The 21,352-nt window shown below is 67.2% G+C and carries 16 protein-coding genes; 9 read left to right on the top strand and 7 right to left on the bottom strand.

The features are described from left to right. Positions 1–9 precede the first annotated feature (9 nt). Entirely contained in the window at positions 10–1,152 is a 1,143-nt protein-coding gene (gene rodA, locus J5T34_RS15890; RefSeq protein WP_208580601.1) for a rod shape-determining protein RodA, read from the top strand. Positions 1,153–1,357: 205 nt separating this feature from the next. Here rodA and J5T34_RS15885 read toward each other — a convergent pair whose 3' ends face one another. Further along, positions 1,358–2,059, bottom strand: a complete 702-nt coding sequence (locus J5T34_RS15885; RefSeq protein WP_208580599.1) for a tetratricopeptide repeat protein — start codon at positions 2,057–2,059, stop codon at positions 1,358–1,360. A gap of 270 nt (positions 2,060–2,329) precedes the next feature. Between J5T34_RS15885 and J5T34_RS15880 the strand changes: the two genes are divergently transcribed. The 3 genes from J5T34_RS15880 (at position 2,330) to J5T34_RS15870 (ending at position 5,444) form a co-directional block, all read left to right on the top strand. Continuing rightward, on the top strand, positions 2,330–3,289 hold the full coding sequence (locus J5T34_RS15880; RefSeq protein WP_208580597.1) for a LysR family transcriptional regulator: 960 nt from the start codon (positions 2,330–2,332) through the stop codon (positions 3,287–3,289). A 177-nt stretch (positions 3,290–3,466) separates the two neighbouring features. Beyond that, positions 3,467–4,462, top strand: a complete 996-nt coding sequence (locus J5T34_RS15875; RefSeq protein WP_208580594.1) for a Bug family tripartite tricarboxylate transporter substrate binding protein — start codon at positions 3,467–3,469, stop codon at positions 4,460–4,462. A gap of 10 nt (positions 4,463–4,472) precedes the next feature. Next, the gene (locus tag J5T34_RS15870) at positions 4,473–5,444 is read left to right on the top strand and encodes a M14 family metallopeptidase (RefSeq protein WP_208580592.1); all 972 of its coding nucleotides are present in this window, start codon (positions 4,473–4,475) and stop codon (positions 5,442–5,444) included. 43 nt (positions 5,445–5,487) lie between these two features. Here J5T34_RS15870 and J5T34_RS15865 read toward each other — a convergent pair whose 3' ends face one another. Then, positions 5,488–6,498 carry an Rpn family recombination-promoting nuclease/putative transposase gene (locus J5T34_RS15865; RefSeq protein ID WP_208580590.1) on the bottom strand — a complete coding sequence of 337 codons (1,011 nt, stop codon included), beginning with the start codon at positions 6,496–6,498 and terminating at the stop codon, positions 5,488–5,490. Between the two features lie 226 nt (positions 6,499–6,724). Here J5T34_RS15865 and J5T34_RS15860 point away from each other — a divergent pair, with 226 nt between their 5' ends. After that, a complete protein-coding gene (locus J5T34_RS15860; protein ID WP_347880659.1) occupies positions 6,725–8,785 on the top strand; it encodes a methyl-accepting chemotaxis protein in 2,061 nt (686 codons plus the stop codon). On the opposite strand, the gene J5T34_RS15855 is transcribed toward J5T34_RS15860, so the two are convergent. Next, positions 8,772–9,395, bottom strand: a complete 624-nt coding sequence (locus J5T34_RS15855) for an Sbal_3080 family lipoprotein (RefSeq protein ID WP_244258957.1) — start codon at positions 9,393–9,395, stop codon at positions 8,772–8,774. The genes J5T34_RS15860 and J5T34_RS15855 overlap by 14 nt on opposite strands. 342 nt (positions 9,396–9,737) lie before the next feature. On the opposite strand from J5T34_RS15855, the gene J5T34_RS15850 reads away from it, so the two are divergent. The 4 genes from J5T34_RS15850 (at position 9,738) to J5T34_RS15835 (ending at position 16,899) form a co-directional block, all read left to right on the top strand. After that, entirely contained in the window at positions 9,738–13,088 is a 3,351-nt protein-coding gene (locus J5T34_RS15850) for an acetyl-CoA carboxylase family protein (protein ID WP_208580587.1), read from the top strand. A gap of 81 nt (positions 13,089–13,169) precedes the next feature. After that, positions 13,170–14,945 carry an AMP-binding protein gene (locus J5T34_RS15845; RefSeq protein ID WP_208580585.1) on the top strand — a complete coding sequence of 592 codons (1,776 nt, stop codon included), beginning with the start codon at positions 13,170–13,172 and terminating at the stop codon, positions 14,943–14,945. Between the two features lie 117 nt (positions 14,946–15,062). Further along, positions 15,063–16,052: a Bug family tripartite tricarboxylate transporter substrate binding protein gene (locus J5T34_RS15840; protein ID WP_208580583.1), complete on the top strand. Its 990-nt coding sequence runs from the start codon at positions 15,063–15,065 to the stop codon at positions 16,050–16,052. Between the two features lie 49 nt (positions 16,053–16,101). Then, the gene (locus J5T34_RS15835) at positions 16,102–16,899 is read left to right on the top strand and encodes an IclR family transcriptional regulator (RefSeq protein ID WP_208580581.1); all 798 of its coding nucleotides are present in this window, start codon (positions 16,102–16,104) and stop codon (positions 16,897–16,899) included. A 179-nt stretch (positions 16,900–17,078) separates the two neighbouring features. On the opposite strand, the gene J5T34_RS15830 is transcribed toward J5T34_RS15835, so the two are convergent. The 4 genes from J5T34_RS15830 to gcvA all read right to left on the bottom strand — a co-directional run bounded on the left by J5T34_RS15830 (position 17,079) and on the right by gcvA (position 21,249). Further along, on the bottom strand, positions 17,079–17,345 hold the full coding sequence (locus J5T34_RS15830; protein ID WP_208580579.1) for a hypothetical protein: 267 nt from the start codon (positions 17,343–17,345) through the stop codon (positions 17,079–17,081). Positions 17,346–17,513: 168 nt separating this feature from the next. Then, positions 17,514–18,227: an MgtC/SapB family protein gene (locus J5T34_RS15825; RefSeq protein WP_208580577.1), complete on the bottom strand. Its 714-nt coding sequence runs from the start codon at positions 18,225–18,227 to the stop codon at positions 17,514–17,516. A 272-nt stretch (positions 18,228–18,499) separates the two neighbouring features. Next, positions 18,500–20,134, bottom strand: coding sequence for an ATP-binding protein (locus J5T34_RS15820; protein WP_208580575.1), 1,635 nt, complete (start codon positions 20,132–20,134; stop codon positions 18,500–18,502). A 215-nt stretch (positions 20,135–20,349) separates the two neighbouring features. Beyond that, on the bottom strand, positions 20,350–21,249 hold the full coding sequence (gene gcvA, locus J5T34_RS15815) for a transcriptional regulator GcvA (RefSeq protein WP_208580573.1): 900 nt from the start codon (positions 21,247–21,249) through the stop codon (positions 20,350–20,352). Between the last annotated feature and the right edge of the window lie 103 nt (positions 21,250–21,352).

Here is a 21,352-nt window from a genome sequence, read left to right as displayed (position 1 = left end):
GAGGCGCAGATGGATCGCAGACGCGCCCTGTCCCTGATCAAGACCGCGCTGACCGGCTTCGACAAGCCGCTCGCGCTGATCGTCTTCCTGCTGTTCGCCACCGGCATCGTCGCGCTGTACTCCGCCTCGGTCGACATGCCGGGCCGGGTCGAGGACCAGCTGCGCAATATCCTGCTGTCCTACGCAGTGATGTGGGTGATCGCCTATCTGCCCACGCAGACGCTGATGCGCGTGGCGGTGCCGCTCTATACCGTGGGCGTCGCGCTGTTGATTGCCGTGGCGATGTTCGGGCTGATCCGCAAGGGCGCGCGCCGCTGGCTCAATGTCGGCATCGTGATCCAGCCGTCCGAACTGATGAAGATCGCGATGCCGCTGATGCTGGCCTGGTACTTCCAGAAACGCGAAAGCGGGCTGCGCTGGTTCGACTTCATCGTCGCCGGCGTGCTGCTGGCCGTGCCGGTGGGCCTGATCGCCAAGCAGCCCGACCTGGGCACCGCGCTGCTGGTGCTGGCCGCCGGCATGTATGTGATCTACTTCGCCGGCCTGTCGTGGAAGCTGATCCTGCCGGCGCTGGCGATCCTGGTGACGCTGATTTCCGCGCTGCTGTTCTTCGAGCACGATATGTGCGCGCCAGGGGTCAACTGGCCCGTGCTGCACGACTATCAACAGCACCGGGTCTGCACGCTGCTCGATCCGACCACCGACCCGCTCGGCAAGGGCTTTCACACCATCCAGTCGATCATCGCGATCGGCTCGGGCGGCCTGATGGGCAAGGGCTGGCTCAAGGGCACACAGACCCACCTCGAATTCATTCCCGAAAAGCACACCGACTTCATCTTCGCGGTCTATTCGGAGGAGTTCGGGCTGATCGGCAATGCGGTGCTGCTGGTGCTGTACCTGCTGCTGATCTTCCGCGGGCTCTATATCGCCGCCAATGCGCCGACGCACTTCTCGCGGCTGCTGGCCGGCGCGGTGACGCTGATCTTCTTCACCTACGCCTTCGTCAACATGGGCATGGTCAGCGGCATCCTGCCGATCGTCGGCGTGCCGCTGCCGCTGATCAGCTACGGCGGCACCGCGCTGGTCACGCTGGGCATGGGGATCGGCATCCTGATGAATATCTCGCGGCAGAAGCGGCTGATTCAGACTTGAAGGCGCGCCGGCGCGGTGTCGCGCGCTTGCCCTCTCCCCCGCCCCTCTCCCGCGGGCGGCAGGGGGGAGAAAACCGCCGCCCTTGGAAACCACTTCCCCTCTCCCGCTCTCAGGAGAGGCTCCCCGGAACACTGCGCGATCCCTCGCAAACCTCATCGCCTCTCCCGCGTGCGGGAGAGGGGCAGGGGAGAGGGAACAGCGTCCACTACATCGTCGGCGTCCGCGCCCTGACCGTCTGCTCCAGCAGCGAGCGCAGCTTGGCGAGCGCGCCGGGGTCGCCGCGCGCCGCGGCGCGCGCGTACCAGATCTTGGCCTGCTCGATATCGCGCTCCACCACGCCCGGCTCGCCGCGCTCGTAGAAGCTGGCGACGATGTACTGCGCGCCGCCATCGCCCGCGGTCGCGGCCCGGGTGTACCACTCGAAGGCCTTGGCGTAATCGCGCGGCACCCCGCGGCCGATGAAGTAATTGGTCGCCAGCGCGACCTGCGCCTGGATATGCCCGCCCTGGCTGGCGCGCTGATACCAGCGGTTGGCCTCCTCCAGCGACTTGGGCACCAGATCGCCGCGCTCGTGCAGCTCACCCCAGGTGAATTGCGCATGCGTCATCTCGTTGTCGGCCGCCTTCTTCAGCCAGACCAGACCCTCCTGCGGCTTCGACGCGGTACCGTCGCCACGCAGCAGCATCATCGCGTAATTGAACTGCGCCAGCCGGTTGCCCTGCCGCGCCGCCTCCGCGAAGTCGCGCAGTGCCGTATCGAATGCCCCCGCCTCGTAGGCAACCACCGCCTGCCGCGTCAACGTCTCCGCCGGCTGCGGCGGCCGGGGCGCCGCCATCGCGGTCTGCCACCCGCCAAGCAGGATCCATGTGCAGGCGGCGTAGCGGACAAGGCGGCGAAGGGTCGGCATGGCGAACTCCAGCGGGGTCGGGCTTTCCAGCCAGTGTAGGAGTCGGTCGGAAGGGGCGATAGGCTGCGGCAAGTCATTCGACGGACAAATATCGATGCGAATTTCTTCCGCTATCTGATTCGTCCAGAGCATGACGGACGCACCGCCTGGTGTCTTGGAGCGTTCACGCCGCGAGCGTGCATGCCGCTCCGTACGCTCTAGAATGACGCGGCCGCGCACGCAGATGCGCTCCCCCTTGCCTCCCGACACGAACCGATCGCGCGCCTCCCCATGCATATCCGTTGGCTCGAAGACTTTGTATGCCTGGCCGAGGCCGGCAGCCTCGCCCGCGCCGCCGAACTGCGCAATGTCACCCCGCCGGCGTTCGGCCGCCGCATGCAGGCGGTGGAAGTGTGGGCCGGCGCGCCGCTGATCGATCGCAGCGTGTTCCCGGTCCGGCTGACCGCAGAGGGCCGCCAGTTTCTCGAGGCGGCGCAGTCCGCGCTGCATACCTTGGAGGAAACGCGGCTCGCGCTGCGCGCCGCCCATCGTGTCGACGCCAGCACCGTGGTGATCGCCACCGGCAAGACGCTGTCGCGCTCGCTGGTGCCGGCCTGGCTTGCCGGGCTGCGGCAGGCGCTGCGGCATGACCCGGTGGCCGCAGGCTTTCGTACCCGGCTGTCGACCTTCGCCATGCACGACGCGATGGCGATGTTCATCGAAGGCGATGCCGATTTCCTGCTGTGCTATAGCCCGCCCGACCTGCCCGTGCGGCTCGACGAGGCACGCTATCAGTTTCATCCGGTCGGGATCGAGCGGCTGGTCTGCGTCGCCGCTGCCGATGCCGCCGGGGGGCCGTGCTTCCGCCTGCCGGGGCGCGGCAAGAGCGCACCCGTGCCGGCCATCGCCTATGCCGAGACCCTGACGATGGGCCGCATGGTCAATCAGGAGATCGCGCGGCGCAAACTGGCCAGCCGCCTGGACGTGGTGGCCGTCTGCGACTTCGCGGAATCGGTGCACGAGATGGTGCGCCAGCGCATGGGCCTGGCCTGGCTGCCGGCACGGCTGATCGCGGACGATCTGCACGCGGGCCGGCTGGTGCGCGCCGATATCGGTGGCGCGGCGGACGGGGGGCCGGAGGGCGGCCAACACGGCGGCAATCGCGATCTGGTGCTGCAGATCCGGCTCTATCGTCCGCGCGCACCGATGCGTCCGCTGGCCGAAGCATTCTGGCGGGCCGCGACGGCGTGATGTGGCTGGCCGCGGGTACGATGCCGCGCCGCCGTGCGCCACCACCTCGCCGTCACCTCCCGCCAAGCCTTGCCAATCCGGCAATCGCCATTGCCAAACCCGCATGCGCGGACCCGGCGCCGCTCCCTAACATCGCGCCATACCACATCGATAACACATAGACACGGGAGCGTTGCCATGAAGATCTCGCTGCGGACTGCCACCGCCGCCACCTTGCTGTTCTCGGCCATCTCGGCCATGTCGCTGTTGCCTGCCGGCGCGGCGCGTGCCAGCGAATGGCCCGCCAAGCCGATCACGCTGGTAGTCGGCTACACGGCCGGCGGCAGCGTCGACCTGGTCGCCCGCACCATCGCGCCCGAGCTAGGCAAACGGCTGGGCCAGAGCGTGGTGATCGAGAACCTCGGCGGCGCCGGCGGCACCATCGGCGCGTCGCGGGTGGTCAAGGCCGAGGCCGATGGCTACACGCTGCTGATGGGATCGGGCAGCGAAGTGTCGATCGCGCGCCTGACCAACCCGGCGGTCCGCTACGACGGCGAGAAGGATCTGACGCCGATCACCTTTGTCGGCACGCAGCCGATGGTGCTGGTCGGCAAGCCGACGCTGTCGGCACGCAATGCCAGCGAGCTGATCGCGCTGGCCAAGGCGCAGCCGGACAAGCTGGCCTACGCCTCGTCCGGCGTCGGCACGCCGCTGAACCTGGCCGGCGAACTGATCAAGCAGCAGGGCAAGGTCGGCATCACGCACGTGCCGTACAAGGGCGCCTCCGCGATGGCGACCGACCTGCTGGGCGGCCAGATCGATCTGGCGGTGATGGTGCTGTCCTCCGCGCTGCCGCATATCCAGGCCGGACGGGTCAAGGCCTATGGCGTGACCGAGGCCAAACGCGCTGCGGTGGCGCCCGACGTGCCGGCGCTGGCCGAGACGCCGGCGCTGAAGGGCGTCGACATGGGCGTCTGGTTCGGACTGATGGCGCCGAAGGCCACGCCGCGCACGGTGGTGGATCGGCTCAACACCGAGATGCAGGCGGTGCTCGCGATGCCGGAGGTCCGCAAGAAGCTGGCCGAGGCAGGCGTCGAGGTCGCGCCCGCCAATCCGGCGCAGTTCGCCGCCTTCGTCAAGCGCGAGACCGCCAAGTACCGCACCATCGTGCAGGCGGCCGGCATCCAGCAATAACGAGGACCCCATGAACACCATGACCACGCTCGACGCCTATCCGGTCGAAGTCGCGTTTCCCGATATCCGGCCGTATGCCGACGGCAATACCGGCATCGGCTACGTGCACCACTTCGACAGCGGCGTGCCGGGTCCGCACGTGATGGTCAACGCGCTGACGCACGGCAACGAGGTCTGCGGCGCGATCGTCGTCAAGGAGCTGCTGGACCTCGGGCTCAAGCCGCGCCGCGGCCAGCTGACGCTGGCGTTCGCCAACGTCGACGCCTATCACCGCTTCGATCCCGCCAGGCCCGACGCTTCCCGCTTTGTCGACCAGGACTTCAACCGCGTCTGGACCGCCGCGGTGCTCGACGATGCGTCGCGCGACTCGTCGGAATTGCGGCGCGCGCGCGAGATGCGCCCGCTGATCGACCGCGTCGATCTGCTGCTGGACCTGCATTCGATGCACGAAAAAAGCCTGCCGCTGATCGTGTCGGGCCCGCTCGACAAGGGCGTGGCGCTGGCGCGCGCGCTGGGCGCCCCCGCGCACGTGATCGTCGACGAAGGGCATCCGGAAGGCCGGCGCATGCGCGATTACGCCGGCTTCGGCGATCCGGCCAGCCCGAAGAATGCGCTGCTGATCGAGTGCGGCCAGCATTGGGAGGCATCGTCGGTGGCGGTGGCGCGCGACAGCACGGCGCGCTTCCTGTTGACGGCCGGCATCGTCGACAGCAGCGACCTGCCGGCCGGCTGGCTGTCGGCAGAGGCCGCGCCGCAGCGTGTGGTGCGCGTGACGGAGCCTGTGGTGGCAACCAGCATGAACTTCCGCTTCGCCGGTCCCTATACCGGGCTGGAAACCTTCGCCGAAGCGGGCACCGTGATCGGCTGGAACGACGGCGTGCCAGTGGTGACGCCGTATCCGGATTGCGTGATGGTGATGCCGTCGCTGCGCCAGCTGCGCCCGGGCGTGACGGTGGTGCGGCTGGGACAGTTGATGGCTTGATCCTCCGCGGCAAAGGTGCCCACCAAGAGCATCGCCGCGGCCCTTATCGTTTGCGGAAAACCGCTTCGAGCGAATCGGCCGTCAGCAGCCTCCCGCTCCATCGATGGATATCCCCGGGGCGCGCCGCATTGAGCTTGGCGACAACGTCGGCGGGGAGAGGCCCGAACCGGCGTGCCAGCAGTTGCTGCAGGACTCTGGCCGCGCCTTCCTGCCGGCCTTTCGCAAGGCCCCGCTTCTCGCCCTTCTTCTCTCCCTTCTCCTCGTGTCGGGCCGCCCACTCGTCCATACGTTGTGCCAGTGACATTTCCAATTCCTCCAGATCGCGAACCCGTGGCAGCGCGAGCTTGCCTTTGCGCTGCCTCAACAATACGCCACGCATCCACATCGCCAAAGTCCGCTTGAGTTCCTTGCGTCCGTCGATCCAGCAACGGACCTCACGAATCACGCGAACCAGACTCCGCTCGTTCTTCAATCGGTTGAAACGCATCACTGCCGCCACCAGATTGCGCCGCCGAGCGAGCTGTGCTTCGGAGTACCGGCTCTCGTCGATCAGGTGATATCGGAAACGCGGAACCGGCAAGTCCGCATCGTGAGCGATCAGACTTTCGACATCCACCGGCGCCTTCCATTTCGTTTCGCCGTTGTACAGCACGATCGGCAACACGGGCGGCAGCAGACGGCCCGGTAAACACTCCTTGCGCCGGATCAGGTCCTGATACAGAAGCATCAGGTAGCTCAGCACGCGCACGGCCATGAAGGTGTCGACGGTACTCTGGAACTCGATCAGGATGTACAGGTACATCCACTGCTGTCCTGTTCGCACGCGCCAAACCACGTCATCGGCGCGCTGGCGGAAGTCGTCGGTCACGTAGCTGCACGGCATGCGTTCCAGGGTGGAGAAATCCACCTTGCGCCACCATTGCCGCGGCACAAAGCTCTTCAGCAGATCCCTGACGAATTCGGGGCAGGTATACAGAAACTTGTACGAGACGTCGTCGTGCTTGGCCATTGTGCCGATCATGCGGGAGGCGCATCGCGCCGAAACCGCCAGCATGCCGACTCGTCGGCTATGAAGCTTTCGTAATAGTTGCCGCGCTATGAGTTACTGATTTGTTGCGTCATGGGGATCGAACCGACTCAAGGCCTATGGAAATCGGTGAACACCCTCATCAAGCGCAGCGCGTCCTTAGCCGTAAACCTCTCCATGACGACGTGACGGAGATCATGCGTCCGCCGTGCGCCATGTGGTGCCGGCAACTTCCCTTTTGCAGGAAACGGACGTGCGCCCCCTTGCCCCCGCCCCCCTTGCTTCGTCGGCTGCCGGCCTTGCCGGCGCTCTGTCTCCTTCTCCCACCGAACCATCGTCCGTCGGCAAGCCGTCGCGCCGCTGGCGCCTTGGCGCCGCGCGGATCGGCACGCGGCTGGCGCTGATCGTGCTGGCCGTTCAGGTGCTGGTGTTCGGGCTGTTCGCGTGGGTGTTGTCGGACAGCAGCATGCGCCAGCTCGAGGCGCAACAGCGCGCGGCGATGAGCGCGCAGAACGAGACGCTGCGCGATCTGCTCGGCCAGTTCGACGACACCATGCTGCAGGAGGCCGACCGCTTCCTGCTGAGCTTTGCCGCGCTGGTGCCCGGCCCGTATGTGGTCGATCCCGAGCAGACCATCGAGGTCGCCGGCCAGCCGACACCGCAGTTCAGCAGCGGCGAGGTCGTGCTGAACAACAACTTCGCGGTGCCGGACCGCTTCTTCTCGACCACCGGCGGCACCATCGCCACGGTGTTCGCGCGCCGCGGCGATGACTTCGTGCGCGTGACCACCTCGCTGAAGAAACAGAACGGCGAGCGCGCGGTCGGTACGCTGCTCGATCGCGCCGGCGGCGCCTACGCCGCAGTGCAGGCCGGCCGCTCGTATCGCGCGCTGACGTGGCTGTTCGGCAAGCCTTACATGAGCAAGTACGAGCCGGTGCGCGATGCCGCCGGCAAGATCGTCGGCGCACTCTACGTCGGCGTCGATGTCAGCGCCGAGCTCGCTATGCTGAAAAACCGCATCCGCCGCAAATCGATCGGCGCGGACGGCCATTTCCTGGTGGTCGATGCCAAGCCGGGCCCCGACCAGGGCAAGCTGCTGGTCGGCCGCCGCCAGGAAGGCACCGTGCAGCTCGATGCGCGCGACGAGGACGGCAAGACGTGGCTGCGCGACATGATGACCGCGCGCCAGGGCAGCCTGACGCATCGGATCGCGTTCGACGGCGGTGCCCCTGCGTTGCGCCTGACGGCGTTCGAGACCTACCCCGAATGGCAATGGCTGATCGTCGGCTCCGTGCCGGTCGACAGTCTGCGCGCGGAACTGATCGCCAACCGCAACCGCTTCCTCGTTGCGGGCCTGGCGCTGGCGCTGCTGGTGTCGGCGGGATTCTGGTGGATGCTGCGCCGGATGGTGAGCGCACCGCTGGCCGATGCGGCTGCCGCGGCGAACAGTCTGGCCGCCGGCGACCTGACCGCGCGCCTCGACAGCGCGCGCCGCGACGAGATCGGCGAGCTGATGCGCGCAATCGACGGCGTCGGTCAGGGGCTGTCGGGCATCGTCGGCACCGTGCGCGCCAGCGCCGACGCGATCGTCGCCAGCACCGGCGAGATCGCCAGCGGCAACGCCGATCTGTCGGCCCGCACCGCGAGCCAGGCCAGCAGCCTGGAGCGCACGGTCGCCAGCATCGAGCAGTTGAGCGCGACGGTGCGGCAGAACGCCGATGCCGCCGTGGACGCCGACGCCACCGTGCGCAGCGCCGCCGATGCGGCCCGGCACGGCGGCAGCACGGTAGAACGCGTGGTCCAGACCATGGATGGCGTACACCGCAACGCGCAGCAGGTGGTCGACATCATCGGCATGATCGACGGCATCGCCTTCCAGACCAACATCCTGGCGCTGAATGCAGCGGTCGAAGCGGCACGGGCTGGCGAGCACGGCCGCGGTTTTGCGGTGGTGGCCGGCGAAGTGCGCAGCCTCGCGCAGCGCAGTGCCACCGCGGCGGGCGAGATCAAGGCGCTGATCGAGCGGACCGTCTCCGATCTGCGCGACGGCCACGCAGCGGTACAGCAGGCCGGCAGCGCGATGGAGGACATCGTGCGCCAGGTCGAAGGCATCGCCACGCGCATGGCCGAGATCAGCGCGGCCTCGCGCGAGCAGTCGCAGGGCATCGCACAGGTCAGCGGCGCGCTGGCCGAGATGGACGGCGTCACGCAACAGAACGCCGCGCTGGTCGAGGAGGCCGCGGCGGCCGCCGAGAGCCTCGATCAGCGCGCCCAGCAGCTGCGCGAGGCGGTGCAGGCGTTCAGGCTGGCGTAGCGGCGGCGCTGCCGCCCGTCCCGCCGTTCGGATCGGACAGCGGGGCGTTGCGATCGCGCGCCTCCGGATGCGGCAGGCGGCCCGGGAACAGCTGGTCGACCAGCTCGTCGATCTTCTGCTGCGGGTCGATCAGATGACTCAGATTGACGCCGCCCTGGCTGCGCCGCGCATCGTAGACCGCCTTGCCGACGCGTTCGCCGCGACGATAGACGGTGATGTCGGCCGTCGCCAGAAAGGTCCGCCAATACGACTGCGAGGTGGCGGCGTAGGTCGCCGTCAGCGTGCAAGCCGCGACCGACGATCCCGGCGGCAACAGTCGCGCCTCGAAACCGCGGCGCTGCAACGAATGCAGCAGGGTCGCCGCGAACGGCGCGCGGCCAGCGGGGCTGTCGATCACGCAGAACGGCGCCCCGAGATCGGGATCGATGCGGACCATCGCCGCGATCGGGTCGGCCGGCGGCGCCGACTCGGCGGGGCTGACCGACTGGTAGGTGGCACAACCCGCGGTCAGCGTCGTCAGCGCGGTCAGCGCAGACACCATCAGCAGGCCCGCACGGGCGGACGGAATCGGAAACGCGGCGCGGCCGCGGCGTGGCAGGGCGGAAGTCATGACGGTCCCTCGGGTCCGGTTGGTTCGATGGCGCGATAGCAGCTCTTCTCCCGCCGCATCGCAGCGCGCGCATGGCGGGGTCTCTGCCGGTTAACGGCAGACAGGCGCGGCATCTGTAGGGCCGAATGGGTCCGCGATCGATGCGGCATCGGTCCGCCACGGTCATCGATTTCGAGCCGCGATTCTGCACAGTGGAATTCCGGGGCGGGCGATTATCGCCAACGTCTTGCTGCACGCCCTTGTCGCGCGCGTCCCTCGCCATGTAGATTCTGCTTTGCAGAATCACATGCCGAAAGACAATGCGCCCCGTTTCCACGGCGGCGACATCCAGAGGGGACACTTGTGAAGAAGCTGTTGATCGCCAATCGCGGCGAGATCGCCCTGCGCGTGCAACGCGCGGCGCGCGATCTGGGCATCGCCACCGTCGCCGTCTACGCGCGCGACGACGCCAATAGCCGCCACCGCCTGCTGGCCGACGAGGCGGTCGCGCTCGACGGCGAAGGCCCCGCCGCCTATCTCGACATCCCCGCCATCCTTGCCGCCGCACGCCGCACCGGTTGCGACGCGATCCATCCCGGCTACGGCTTTCTCAGCGAACGCGCCGACTTCGCGCAGGCCTGCGCCGAGGCCGACCTGCTCTTCGTCGGTCCCGCGGTCGATCAGCTCGCGCTGTTCGGCGACAAGGGCCGGGCGCTGGCGCTGGCGCGCGACTGCGGCGTGCCGGTGATGCCGGCCACCGAGGGCGGCGCCACGCTGGAAGCGGTGACCGCCTTCTTCGACGCACAGCAAGGCGCGGGCATCGTGCTGAAGGCAGTCGGCGGCGGCGGCGGACGCGGCATGCGCGTGGTGCGCGAACGCGAGGCGCTGGCCGAAGCCTACGCGCGCTGCCGGTCGGAGGCGCGCTCGGCCTTCGGGATCGACGCCGTCTATGCAGAACGGCTGGTCGCCCGTGCCCGCCATATCGAGGTGCAGATCGCCGGCGATGGCCGCGACGTGATCGCGCTCGGCGAGCGCGACTGCACGCTGCAGCGGCGCTTTCAGAAGCTGGTCGAGATCGCGCCCAGCCCGGCGCTGGACCCGGCGCTGCGCGAGCGCATCGTCGAGGCCGCCGGCACGCTGGCACGCCGCGCCGGCTACCGCAGCCTGGGCACCTTCGAATTCCTGGTGGAGGAAGCCGAGCCCGGCACCGCGGCGGCCCGCGATGGCGCGCGCCAGTCCTTCGTCTTCATCGAAGCCAACCCGCGCCTGCAGGTCGAACACACCATCACCGAGCAGGTCACCGGCGTCGATCTGGTGGCGCTGCAACTCGGCTTGGCGCAAGACAGGACGCTGCGCGAACTGGGCCTCGATCCGCAGCAGCCGCCGGCAACACGGGGCTATGCGATCCAGGTCCGCATCAACGCCGAATCGATCGATGCGCAGGGGCTCGGCCGCCCGGCGCAGGGGCGGCTGGAGCGCTTCGATCCCCCCACGGGCCCGGATGTTCGCGTCGACACGCACGGCTATACCGGCTACGCACCCTCGCCGCATTACGACACGCTGCTGGCCAAGCTGATCGTCTCCTCCGGCAGCGCGCGCTTCGCCGACGCGGTGCGGCGGCTGCAGCGGGCGCTGGGCGAATTCACCATCCGCGGCATCGCCACCAATCTCGACCTGTTGCGCGCACTGGCCGAGCGCGAGGACTTCGCCACGCAGCAGATCCATACGCGGCATGTCGAGGCGGTGCTGCCCGAACTGCTGAGTCGCGCCGCGCAACTCGAAGCGCAGAGCCAGGCGCGGCAGGCGGTGCAGGACAACGCCGGCGGCATTGCAGTTGCCGCGGTCGCGGCAACGCCGATCGGCGCCAGCAGTTTCGACGAGCAGCTCGGCGAAGGCCTGCACGCCGTGCGCGCGCCGATGGCCGGCCGCCTCGTCGAGGTCAGCGTCGCGGTCGACCAGCTGGTGCAGGCGGGCCAGACCGTCGCGGTACTGGACGCGATGAAGATGGAACATGCGATCGTCGCCGAGCAGCCGGGCCGCGTGATCGACCTGCGCGCCGAGGCCGGCGAGCAGGCCGCCGAAGGCCAGGTGCTGCTGGTGCTCGAACCGGCCGACGCCGGCGCGCACACCGGCGGCGACGCCGAGCAGGCCGATCCGGATGCGATCCGCGCGGACCTGCAGCGCGTGATCGATCGCCATGCCTTTCTGTACGACGAGGCGCGCCCCGACGCGGTCGCCAAGCGCCGCGCGCGCGGTCAGCGCACCGCGCGCGAAAACGTGGCCGATCTGTGCGATGCCGGCACCTTCGTCGAATACGGCGCGCTCGCAGTGGCCGCGCAGGCCAGCCGGCGCAGCGAGGCCGACCTGATCGCCAATACGCCGGCCGACGGCCTGATCACCGGCATCGGCAGCGTCAACGGCGCGCTGTTCCCGACCGAGCGCTCGCGCTGCGCGGTGCTCGCCTACGACGCGACCGTGCTGGCCGGCACGCAGGGCAAGCGCAACCACATCAAGACCGATCGCATCCTGCAGGTCGCGCTGCAGAACCGGTTGCCGACGGTGATCTTTGCCGAGGGCGGAGGCGGACGGCCCGGCGACGTCGACTTCCCCACCGTGGCGGGTCTCTACCAGCCCTCGTTCGCGGCGTTCGCCGCGCTCAGCGGCGAAGTGCCGGTGATCGGCATCGCCTCGGGCCGCTGCTTCGCCGGCAACGCGGCGCTGCTCGGCTGCTGCGACCTGATCGTCGCCACGCGCAACGCGAATATCGGCATGGCCGGCCCCGCGATGATCGAAGGAGGCGGGCTTGGCGTGTTCCGTCCCGAGGACATCGGGCCGGCGTCGGTGCAGCACCACAACGGCGTGGTCGATCTGCTGGTCGACGACGAGGCCGCCGCGGTGGCCGCGGCCAGGCACTATCTGTCGATGTTCCAAGGTCCGGTCTCCGACTGGCAAGCACCGGATCCGCGCGAGCTGCGGCGCGTGGTGCCGGAGAACCGGCTGCGCGTCTACGACACGCGTGCGGCGATCGCCGGCATCGCCGACGTCGGCAGCGTGCTGGAATTGCGCAGCGGCTTCGGCACCGGCATCCATACCGCGCTGGCCCGCATCGAGGGCCGCCCGGTCGGCATCCTGGCCAACAACCCACGGCACCTGGGCGGCGCCATCGATGCCGACGCCGCCGACAAGGCCGCGCGTTTCATGCAGATCTGCAATGCGCACGGCCTCCCGATCGTCTCGCTGATCGACACGCCGGGCTTCATGGTCGGCCCCGAGGTCGAGGCGCGCGCGCAGGTGCGCCACGTGTCGCGCCTGTTCGTGATCGGCGCCAAGCTGCGCGTGCCCTTCCTCGCGGTAGTGCTGCGCAAGGGCTATGGCCTCGGCGCGATGGCGATGGCCGCGGGGGGCTTTCGCGCGCCCACCTTCACGCTGTCGTGGCCGACCGGCGAGTTCGGCGGCATGGGCCTTGAAGGCGCGGTGCGGCTGGGCTTTCGCAAGGAGCTCGAGGCGCTGCCCGAAGGCCCCGAGCGCGATGCGCTCTACCAGAAGCTGGTCGCGCAGATGTACGAGCGCGGCCATGCGATCAACGCCGCCGCGGCGCTGGAGCTCGATGCGGTGATCGATCCCGCCGAAACGCGGCAGTGGCTGGTGACGGGGCTCGATGCCGGCGCATCCAATCCGCATCGGCCGGTGCGGCAGTACGTCGACGCCTGGTAGCAGACACCGCGCCGGCGCATCGCCGAGCATGTCACCCCGTCCCTTCCATCGACCCGAACAAGAACGAACAGGAGACAGCAGATGGACCGCGAGCAGTCGAACCCAACGGCATCGCATGACGCAGCATCCGAGGCGCAGTTCTTCGCGGACCTGGAAGCGCGCCACCGCAGGATCTGGCCCGCCGGCCTGCCCACCGCGCCGGTGTATCCGCACGGCGAGGTCGCGCTGGGGGAATACCTGCGTGCCTGGGCACGCCTTCGCCCCACGCATCCGGCGCTGATCTACTACGGCACCGAAGTCAGCTATGCCGAACTCGACGACCTCAGCGAGCGCTGCGCCGCGCTGCTGGCCTCGCATGGCATCGGCGCCGGCGACCGCGTCGCGGTGATGATCGGCAATTGCCCGCAGTTCCACGTGGTGTTCTACGGCATTCTGAAGCTCGGTGCCGTCTACGTGCCCGTCAATCCGCTGTTCAAGGAAGAAGAGCTGCGCTACGAGTTGAACGACTCCGGCGCCACCGCGATCGTCGTGCTCGATCAGCTGGCCGGCATGCTGATGGCGGTCAAGAACCAGACGCGGATCCGCACCGTGTTCACTACCAGCCAGGGCGAGATGCTGCCTGCGCAGCCGACCGTGCCGTTGCCCGCAGGACTCGATGCACCGCCCCAGCGAATCGAAGGCGCCACCGACTTGATGCCCGCGATCCGCGCCACGGGGCCGATCGCGCTGCCGCCCGTCGACCTCGACGCGCTGGCCGCGCTGAACTACACCGGCGGCACCACCGGCATGCCCAAGGGCTGCATGCACACGCAGCGCGACATGGTCTACACCGCAGCTGCCTCATATGCGTTGACCGGCGGTGTCGACTCCGCCCGCATGGCCGAAGGCTCCAACGACGTGATGCTGAACTTCCTGCCGATGTTCTGGATTGCCGGCGAGAACCTCGGGCTGATCTATCCGATCTTCAGCGGCGCCACCGTCGTCGTGCTGGCGCGCTGGGACCCGGTCGCGGTGATGGCCGCGATCGACCGCTATCGCGTCAACCGCACCTTCGTCGTGGTCGACAACGCGGTCGAGCTGATGAACCACCCCGATCTGCCGCGCTACAACCTTCGCTCGTTGCGGCATACGCGCGCGGCCTCGTTCATCCGCAAGATCACGCCGGACATCCGGCGGCGCTGGTTCGAGCTGACCGGCAGCGTGCTGGCCGAGGGCGCCTGGGGCATGACCGAGACACACACCAGCGACACCTTCACCACCGGCATGCAGGACGACGACATGGACCTGCGCGGCCGGCCGGTGTTCGTCGGCCTGCCGGTGCCGGGCACGCGCATCAAGATCTGCGACTTCGACACCGGCGCGCTGCTGCCGATCGGCGCGGAGGGCGAGATCGTCGTCAGCACGCCGTCGCTGTTCAAGGGCTACTGGGGGCGGCCGGACGTCGACGCCGAGGTGTTTCGCGACGGCTGGTTCCGCACCGGCGATATCGGTGCCTACGACCAGGACGGGTATCTGCATTTCCTCGGCCGCCGCAAGGAAATGCTGAAGGTGCGCGGCATGAGCGTGTTCCCGTCGGAGCTGGAGGTGCTGCTGTCGCGCCATCCCGCGGTGCTGGGCTCGGCCGTGGTAGGCCGGCCCGACCGCGACAAGGGACAGATGCCGGTCGCCTTCATCCGGCTGCGGCCCGAACACGCCGCCACGGTGGACGCCGACGCGCTGCACGCCTGGTGCCGCGAACAGATGGCGGTCTACAAGGTGCCCGAGATCCGCATCGTCGACGAACTGCCGCTGACCGCGACCGGCAAGGTGCGCAAGGTCGAACTGCAGGCGCAGCTGGAGGCCGAGCAGGGGCAATGAAGGCGTAATGAGGACGTAGTGAAGGCAGTGAGCGCGACCGACACCGCTTCATGGCCTCGGTCGCACATCCATCGCAAGGGCGCCGCACGAGTGCCCCATGACATCAGGAGACAAACCATGAATCCGTCCCGCCGCAGACTGCTGCAGACGTCGGCCGCGCTCGCCGGCAGCCTCGCGCTGCCGCGCCTTGCCGGCGCGCAGGCGCCAGGCGCCGCCGCCATCGACGGCCCGATCCGCATCGTGCTGCCCTACCCGCCCGGCGGCTCCACCGATGCGATCACGCGCTTTATCGCCGACCGGCTCGGCGCGGCGGTCAAGCAGACCGTGATCGTCGAGAATCGCCCCGGCGCGGCCGGCATGATTGGCGCCGCACAGGTAGCCAAGTCGCCGGCCGACGGCCGCACGCTGCTGTTCACCAATACCGCGCTGATCCAGAGCCCGCTGATCCAGCCCAAGCCGCTCTACGACTCGATGACGGATTTCGACCCGCTGTCGCTGGTCGCCGACGCCGCGCAAGTCTTTGTCGCCAATGCCGATCTGCCGGTCAAGACGCTGCGCGACTACGCCGCCTACGCCAAGGCGAATCCGGGCTCGGCTTACGGCAGCCTCGGCGTCGGCTCGACCGGCCATCTGTATGGCGAGCTGTTCAAGCGGCGCGCCCAGGTCGAGATCGTGCACGCCGCCTACAAGGGCGATGCACCGGCGATCGCCGATCTGCTGGCCAAGCAGCTGCCGGCAGGCTTCGTCTCGACCGTGGTGGCGCGCACCTATGGGGAAGCGGGCCGCATCAAGGTGCTGGCGACGCTGGGAACCAGCCGCGTGCCGTCGATGCCGGATGTGCCGACCTTCGCGGAATCGGGGTACCAGGGCTTCGAGGCGATCGGCTGGATCGGCATGCTGGCGCCGCATGGCTGCGCCCGTCCCGTGATCGACCGGCTGTCGACTGAAATCGCACGCATCGTGCGCTCGCCCGATGGCTCGCGCATGCTGACGGAGGCCGGTATGCTGCCACGCGGCACCAGCGCCGACGAATTCGCGGCCCTGCTCAAGCGCGACCAGAAGGTGTGGCAGTCGCTGGTGCAGCAGACCGGCATCCGGGTCGGTTGAACCCACTCTGCCGGCGGGCCCGCCGGCAGCCAACAGGAGTCCATTCGCCATGCGCGACAGCTCGACCTCGAGCCGGCCTGAACCGAAGGAAGACCGGCATTTCATCACGGCGCTCGCGCGCGGGCTCGAAGTGCTGGCGTGCTTCCGTTCCAGCGACCGTGCGCTCGGCAACCAGGAGATTGCGCAGCGCTGCCGTCTGCCGAAGTCCACCGTGTCGCGCCTGACCGCGACGCTGACCAGGCTCGGCTACCTGACGCAATACGAAGGCACCAACAAGTACTCGCTCGGCACCGCCTGCCTCGGCCTGGGCAGCGCGATGCTGTCGCGGCTCGATATTCGCAAGGTGGCGCGGCCGCTGATGCAGGAACTGGCCGACTTCTCCGGCGGCACCGTGTCGCTCGGCGCGCGCGACCGCTTGTCGATGATCTATGTCGAGCATTGCCGCAGTTCGGCCGCGATCTCGCTGACGCTCGATATCGGCTCGCGCATTCCGGTCTCGACGTCGGCGATCGGACGAGCGTGGCTCGCCGTGGCGGCCGACGCCGAACGCGAGGCGCTGCTCGAGCAGATACGCGAACTCGACGACGTGGCGTGGCCGCGCATCCGCAAGGGCATCGAGCAAGGGCTGGAGGACCATCGCGCGCTCGGCGTGGCTTGCTCGTTCGGCGACTGGCAGAAGGACGTCAACGGCATCGCACGCGGCTTCGATCCAGGCAACGGCATGGCCGCGATGGCGCTGAACGTCGGCGGCCCCTCGTACAACCTGTCGCCCGAGTTCCTGCTCAACGAAGTCCGGCCGCGTCTGCTGGAGGTGGTGCAGCAACTGGAAACGACCTTCCCCAGGTAAGGCATACCCAGCGCAGGCGAAAAAAAGCCAGCCCGTAGGGCTGGCCAAGAACCAAGGAGACACACAAACGCGCATAAACGTCGCGCGCAAAACGGAACAAGCACTACAAGGTACTGCGGAACGCTCTGCTGACTTGCGTCGATGGCACCTGCGGTTTCGCAAACCGGATCGGCTCGGCGTCAACCGACGAAGGCCTGGCGGCAACGCAGCGCCATCACCTGCGCCTCGAAGGCGCGTGCCGCGAGTTCGGCAAGCTGGGCGGTGCGGCGGCACCGCGAAGGGGTGTCGGACTGGGCGGCCTTCGCGGCCTTCGTGTTCTTCGTGCTTTTCGTGGTCCTGCTGGTTTCCGCGTCTTCATGCAAGCGCCAGGCGGCGCGGGTCACGGACAGAATCCGGGCAAATGCCCGGGCATGCTCCACAGGCATGCTGACAAGGGCCGGGGCCATGATTGCTTACCTCTGAGTTGTTCGGTACGGAGTGACAAATCAATGTCAACCGTAACTGAACGATACACAGGGGCCCGGCGGGTCCTTATCAAGCGCGCGCCGAAAGCAATGTGGGCGTAGTCCTACAAAAAACGCTGACCGCGGACCGGCATGGAATCCGGCGCGGAATCAGCTCGTGCTCGGGCTCCAGAAGGCCTGCCGCACGACCGGCAACGCGGCCAGCCGCTGCACCAGGCGGTCCAGCGCATCGCCGTCGAAGGAGGTGCCCGCCAGCGTCGCCTCGATCTCGACCTCGTCCTGCCCGAACGGCCGAATGTCGAGGTCGTGCACCGGATAACCGCCGCGCTCCAGCGCCTCCTCGAGCTGCGCCATCACCGCCTTCTGCTGGCCGCGCTCCGCGATCACGTGCACGGTACCGGTGACCTCGACCGATTCGACATCGAGCGGCTTGCGGTTGATGGCATCGACAATGGGCCGCAGCAGCGTGTTGGCCGCCAGCACGAACACCGTCGCCAGCATCGCCTCGAGAATCAGATCGGCGCCGGCCGCCGCACCGACACCCGCGGAGCCCCACAGGGTCGCCGCGGTATTGAGCCCGCGCACATTGCCTTCCTCCCGCATGATCACGCCCGCGCCGAGAAACCCGACACCGGACACGACGTAGGCAATCACATGCACCGCGCCATCGTGGCCATGCAGGCGATTGGCGAGATCGACGAACACCGCCGCGCCGACGGCGACCAGCACATTGGTGCGCAGGCCCGCGGTCCGCTGCCGATACTGCCGCTCGACGCCGATCGCGCCGCCCAGCACAAAGGCGGCGGTCATGCTGACCAGGGAGTCGAGCAGGGAGGGAAGGTTGATGTTCTGCAAGGCTTCCATGCGGGTTCCTTGAGTTTCATCGCGACTTGCCTTGGGCGGCGGATCAGTACAGGGCGGCCTGCACTGTTAACCGACAGGAAATCGAAGTCTTACCGCAGGCAGAAAGGCGTTTCAGGCACATTTCAGCGCGGCCTTTGGTTCAACGAACCGCGCTACGCCTCGACATGAGCCAAAAAAAAACGCTACAAAAACAGGTACTTGGGAAACTTTGGCGCACCGTTGCCGTTCTCCCTTGGCTCAACTGTGTCAGATAGGCAAGCCTTTGCGCCAAGTCAGGGAAGGCGATAGCGCGTTGCGCTCCTTACTCCGTCCTGCCGAAGCCTGCCTTCGCGGACCAACTGTTCAAGACCGCGCCGCAACCGCGAGCGCGAGATCTCCAAGCCGATTCGCTGGTGAATTTCACTGATTTTGCTTCCGGGATAGCGCTCCAGATCCTCTACGACCAAAGCCAGCAACCGATGCGGTTCTATGCGTTTGAGCGTAGTCACCGCCGAGAAGTCCAGATTGCGTAGCAACTCCGGATCGACAAAGTAGCGGGTTGCCTGAGTTCTTCCCGCGCTTAGTACCAAGCGCCACTGTAGCGGGCGCTTTAGCCACGGTTGCAATGCATCAACCGACGAAAGCTCGAGGGCGTTCACCAACTCCCGGGCAGTGAGGGCGTCGTGCTGCGCCAGAAGGCTCAACGCAATACGCTCACGTTGCGTCAGTTGGTAGGTCTGATCCGCCTTGGCGATGAAGTCGATGACTTCCGGTTTGAGAATGCGGCGGCGTACCGTCACCTGAACGCGGTCATGCGTTTCAATCAAATCGGGCGCAGGCCGCCCTTGCGAAAGAAGGACCTCGAACATCTTGTCGAATCCGCTCCCCTCTCTCTCCATCAGCTTGAGGTCGTGAAACAGGCGGGCAAGATGTTCGTTGCGACGGACGGTGGTGTGCAGAACATTTCGCGGTGTGACGCCAAGCGGGAGCAGACCGGGATTGACCACTTCCAGCCGATCCGGATACAGCGACAGAAAAATGTCTCCGCGTTGCGTATAGGGCCGATGTACGAGTGCGTTGACAAGCAATTCGCGAATCACGACCTCGTCGAATGCAGGTACGTTCTGACGATACAAGCCATCTGGCAGCTCGTAGTGCTCGCGAAAATCGGGGACCTCCTGCCAGACTGCTTCGACCATTTCGGTCGGTCCAAGCGTGTGATCGTCCCACACAAGCTTGTTTACCTTCTGTCCTTGCTCGTCATACTTGATGAACTGAATGACCGGGGAAGTGGGTAACTGAGCGCGTTGGGACTGCTGCCCCACGAAAAGAATCCCCAAGTGCGTGAGGTAATCCCCGCGCGAAAGCTGATAGTGCTCCAACAGTTCGTCATCGCTCTTCTCCTTGACGGAGCTCTTGACACGATCGGATGCACGTAGCGCTTCAATCAGCTTGCGCAATTTCAGGGGATCGGCATCCGCTCGGGCGATATGAAGTCCCGTCTGCGTCTCCCATGGGAGAGCACTACGCTCGGTCGCCAAGCGCATTACCTCGTCCCCTGTTATCGGGCTGCATTTGTCGGCGATACGAATGAAGTAGCGTCCATCCGTGGTCGAAGCCACGGCCATGGAACGCGGAATCGCCAGTTCGATGTACTGACCACCATTAGCAGCGGTCACGATATCTGGCAAGACAGCAACATTGACGGTCAGCTCGGCCATCCTGCGCCTGATCCTGTCGGGGAGATCGTCAGCAACGCGCTGGTCCTCCGGAGGCTGCCCCGCGTCATCTTCGATGCCGATCAACAACCGGCCGCCCGTGGCATTGGCAAAGGCGACACAGTCTTTTGCGAGTTCGTTCCAATCGGCGGTCTTGCCGACTACCGAGCGCAATGACTTTTTGTCCAGCAGTTGTCCTTCCTGGCTCACGACCCGCTGACCTCTCTTTGGTGACCAATCCGACTACAGCGACAGACTCGACGACGACATGGCGGCGGCAATTGTATCGTTCGATATGGTGATGGTCGAACATGGCATCGCACCGAATGGGGCGGACATCTCGCGCATTGCGACATTCACGAGCACCGCAGTGCCAACGACGGAAGACGCGATATGGGGCGGCGCAAATGCGTGCACCGCGTGTACTAAGCGGAGCCGGCACGATCGGCCTCTCCGAGAATCCACTCGCGAAACGACGTGATCTTCGCGCGCGCATGGGTTTCCTCGGGGTAGACCAGGTAATACGCGAAGGCATCGAGCAGCGTGACATCGGCGAGCCGGACCAGCGAGCCGTCGGCCAGTTCGCGCGCCACCATTGCCGCCGGCAGCAGGCCAGCCCCCTGCCCCGCCATCACCGCCTTCCATAGCAGGCTCGAATCGTCGAACGAGGGTCCACGCGGGCGTTCGATCTCGTCGATGCCCTGCGCCTGGAACCACAGATGCCAGCCCTTGCGTTCGGTGTCGTGGACCTGCGGCCAGCGCAGCAGATCGCCAGGCGTCGTCGGCATGCCGAGCCGCTCGACCAGCGTCGGCGCGGCGACCGGCACGATCTCCACCGCGAGGATGCGCTCGCTGTGCAATCCGGGATATTGCCCGAGGCCATGCCGGATCGCGACGTGGACGCCGTCGCGCGTGAAGTCGGCCAGCGCGGTGGTGGTGATCACATGGAGGTCGATGTCCGGATGCGCCTGCTGAAACGACTGCAGGCGCGGTACCAGCCAGGCCGCCGCGAAGAAGGGCGTGACACTGACGTTCAGCAGGCCGGTGTCGGCCGGCGCGGCGATGCGGCCGGTTGCCTCCTTGATCTGCCGGAAGGCATTGCGCACCGGCGGCAGATAGGCCCGCCCCGCTTCGGTCAGATAGATGCCGCGGTTCACCCGCTGGAACAGCTTGACGCCCAGATGCGACTCCAGCGTCTTCACCAACTGGCTGACCGCGCCGGCCGTCACGCACAACTCCTCGGCGGCGTGCTTCACCGACAGATGCCTCGCAGCGGCCTCGAAGGCCCGCAAGGCATTGAGCGGCGGCAGCTTGTGGTTGGGCATTAGATTTTCTAAGGCGAAAGACGCACGAAATCTGGTTTGCGGGATTGCATACCGGACGGTAACTTTGGGATGTTGCTTGACCATCTCGGCGCAGCATCGGGTA

It is taken from the genome of Cupriavidus gilardii (genome assembly GCF_017598945.1).
Classification (GTDB): domain Bacteria; phylum Pseudomonadota; class Gammaproteobacteria; order Burkholderiales; family Burkholderiaceae; genus Cupriavidus; species Cupriavidus gilardii_E.
Note: the sequence above shows the minus strand (reverse complement) of the source record. Positions and strands in the feature narration are given on the sequence as shown.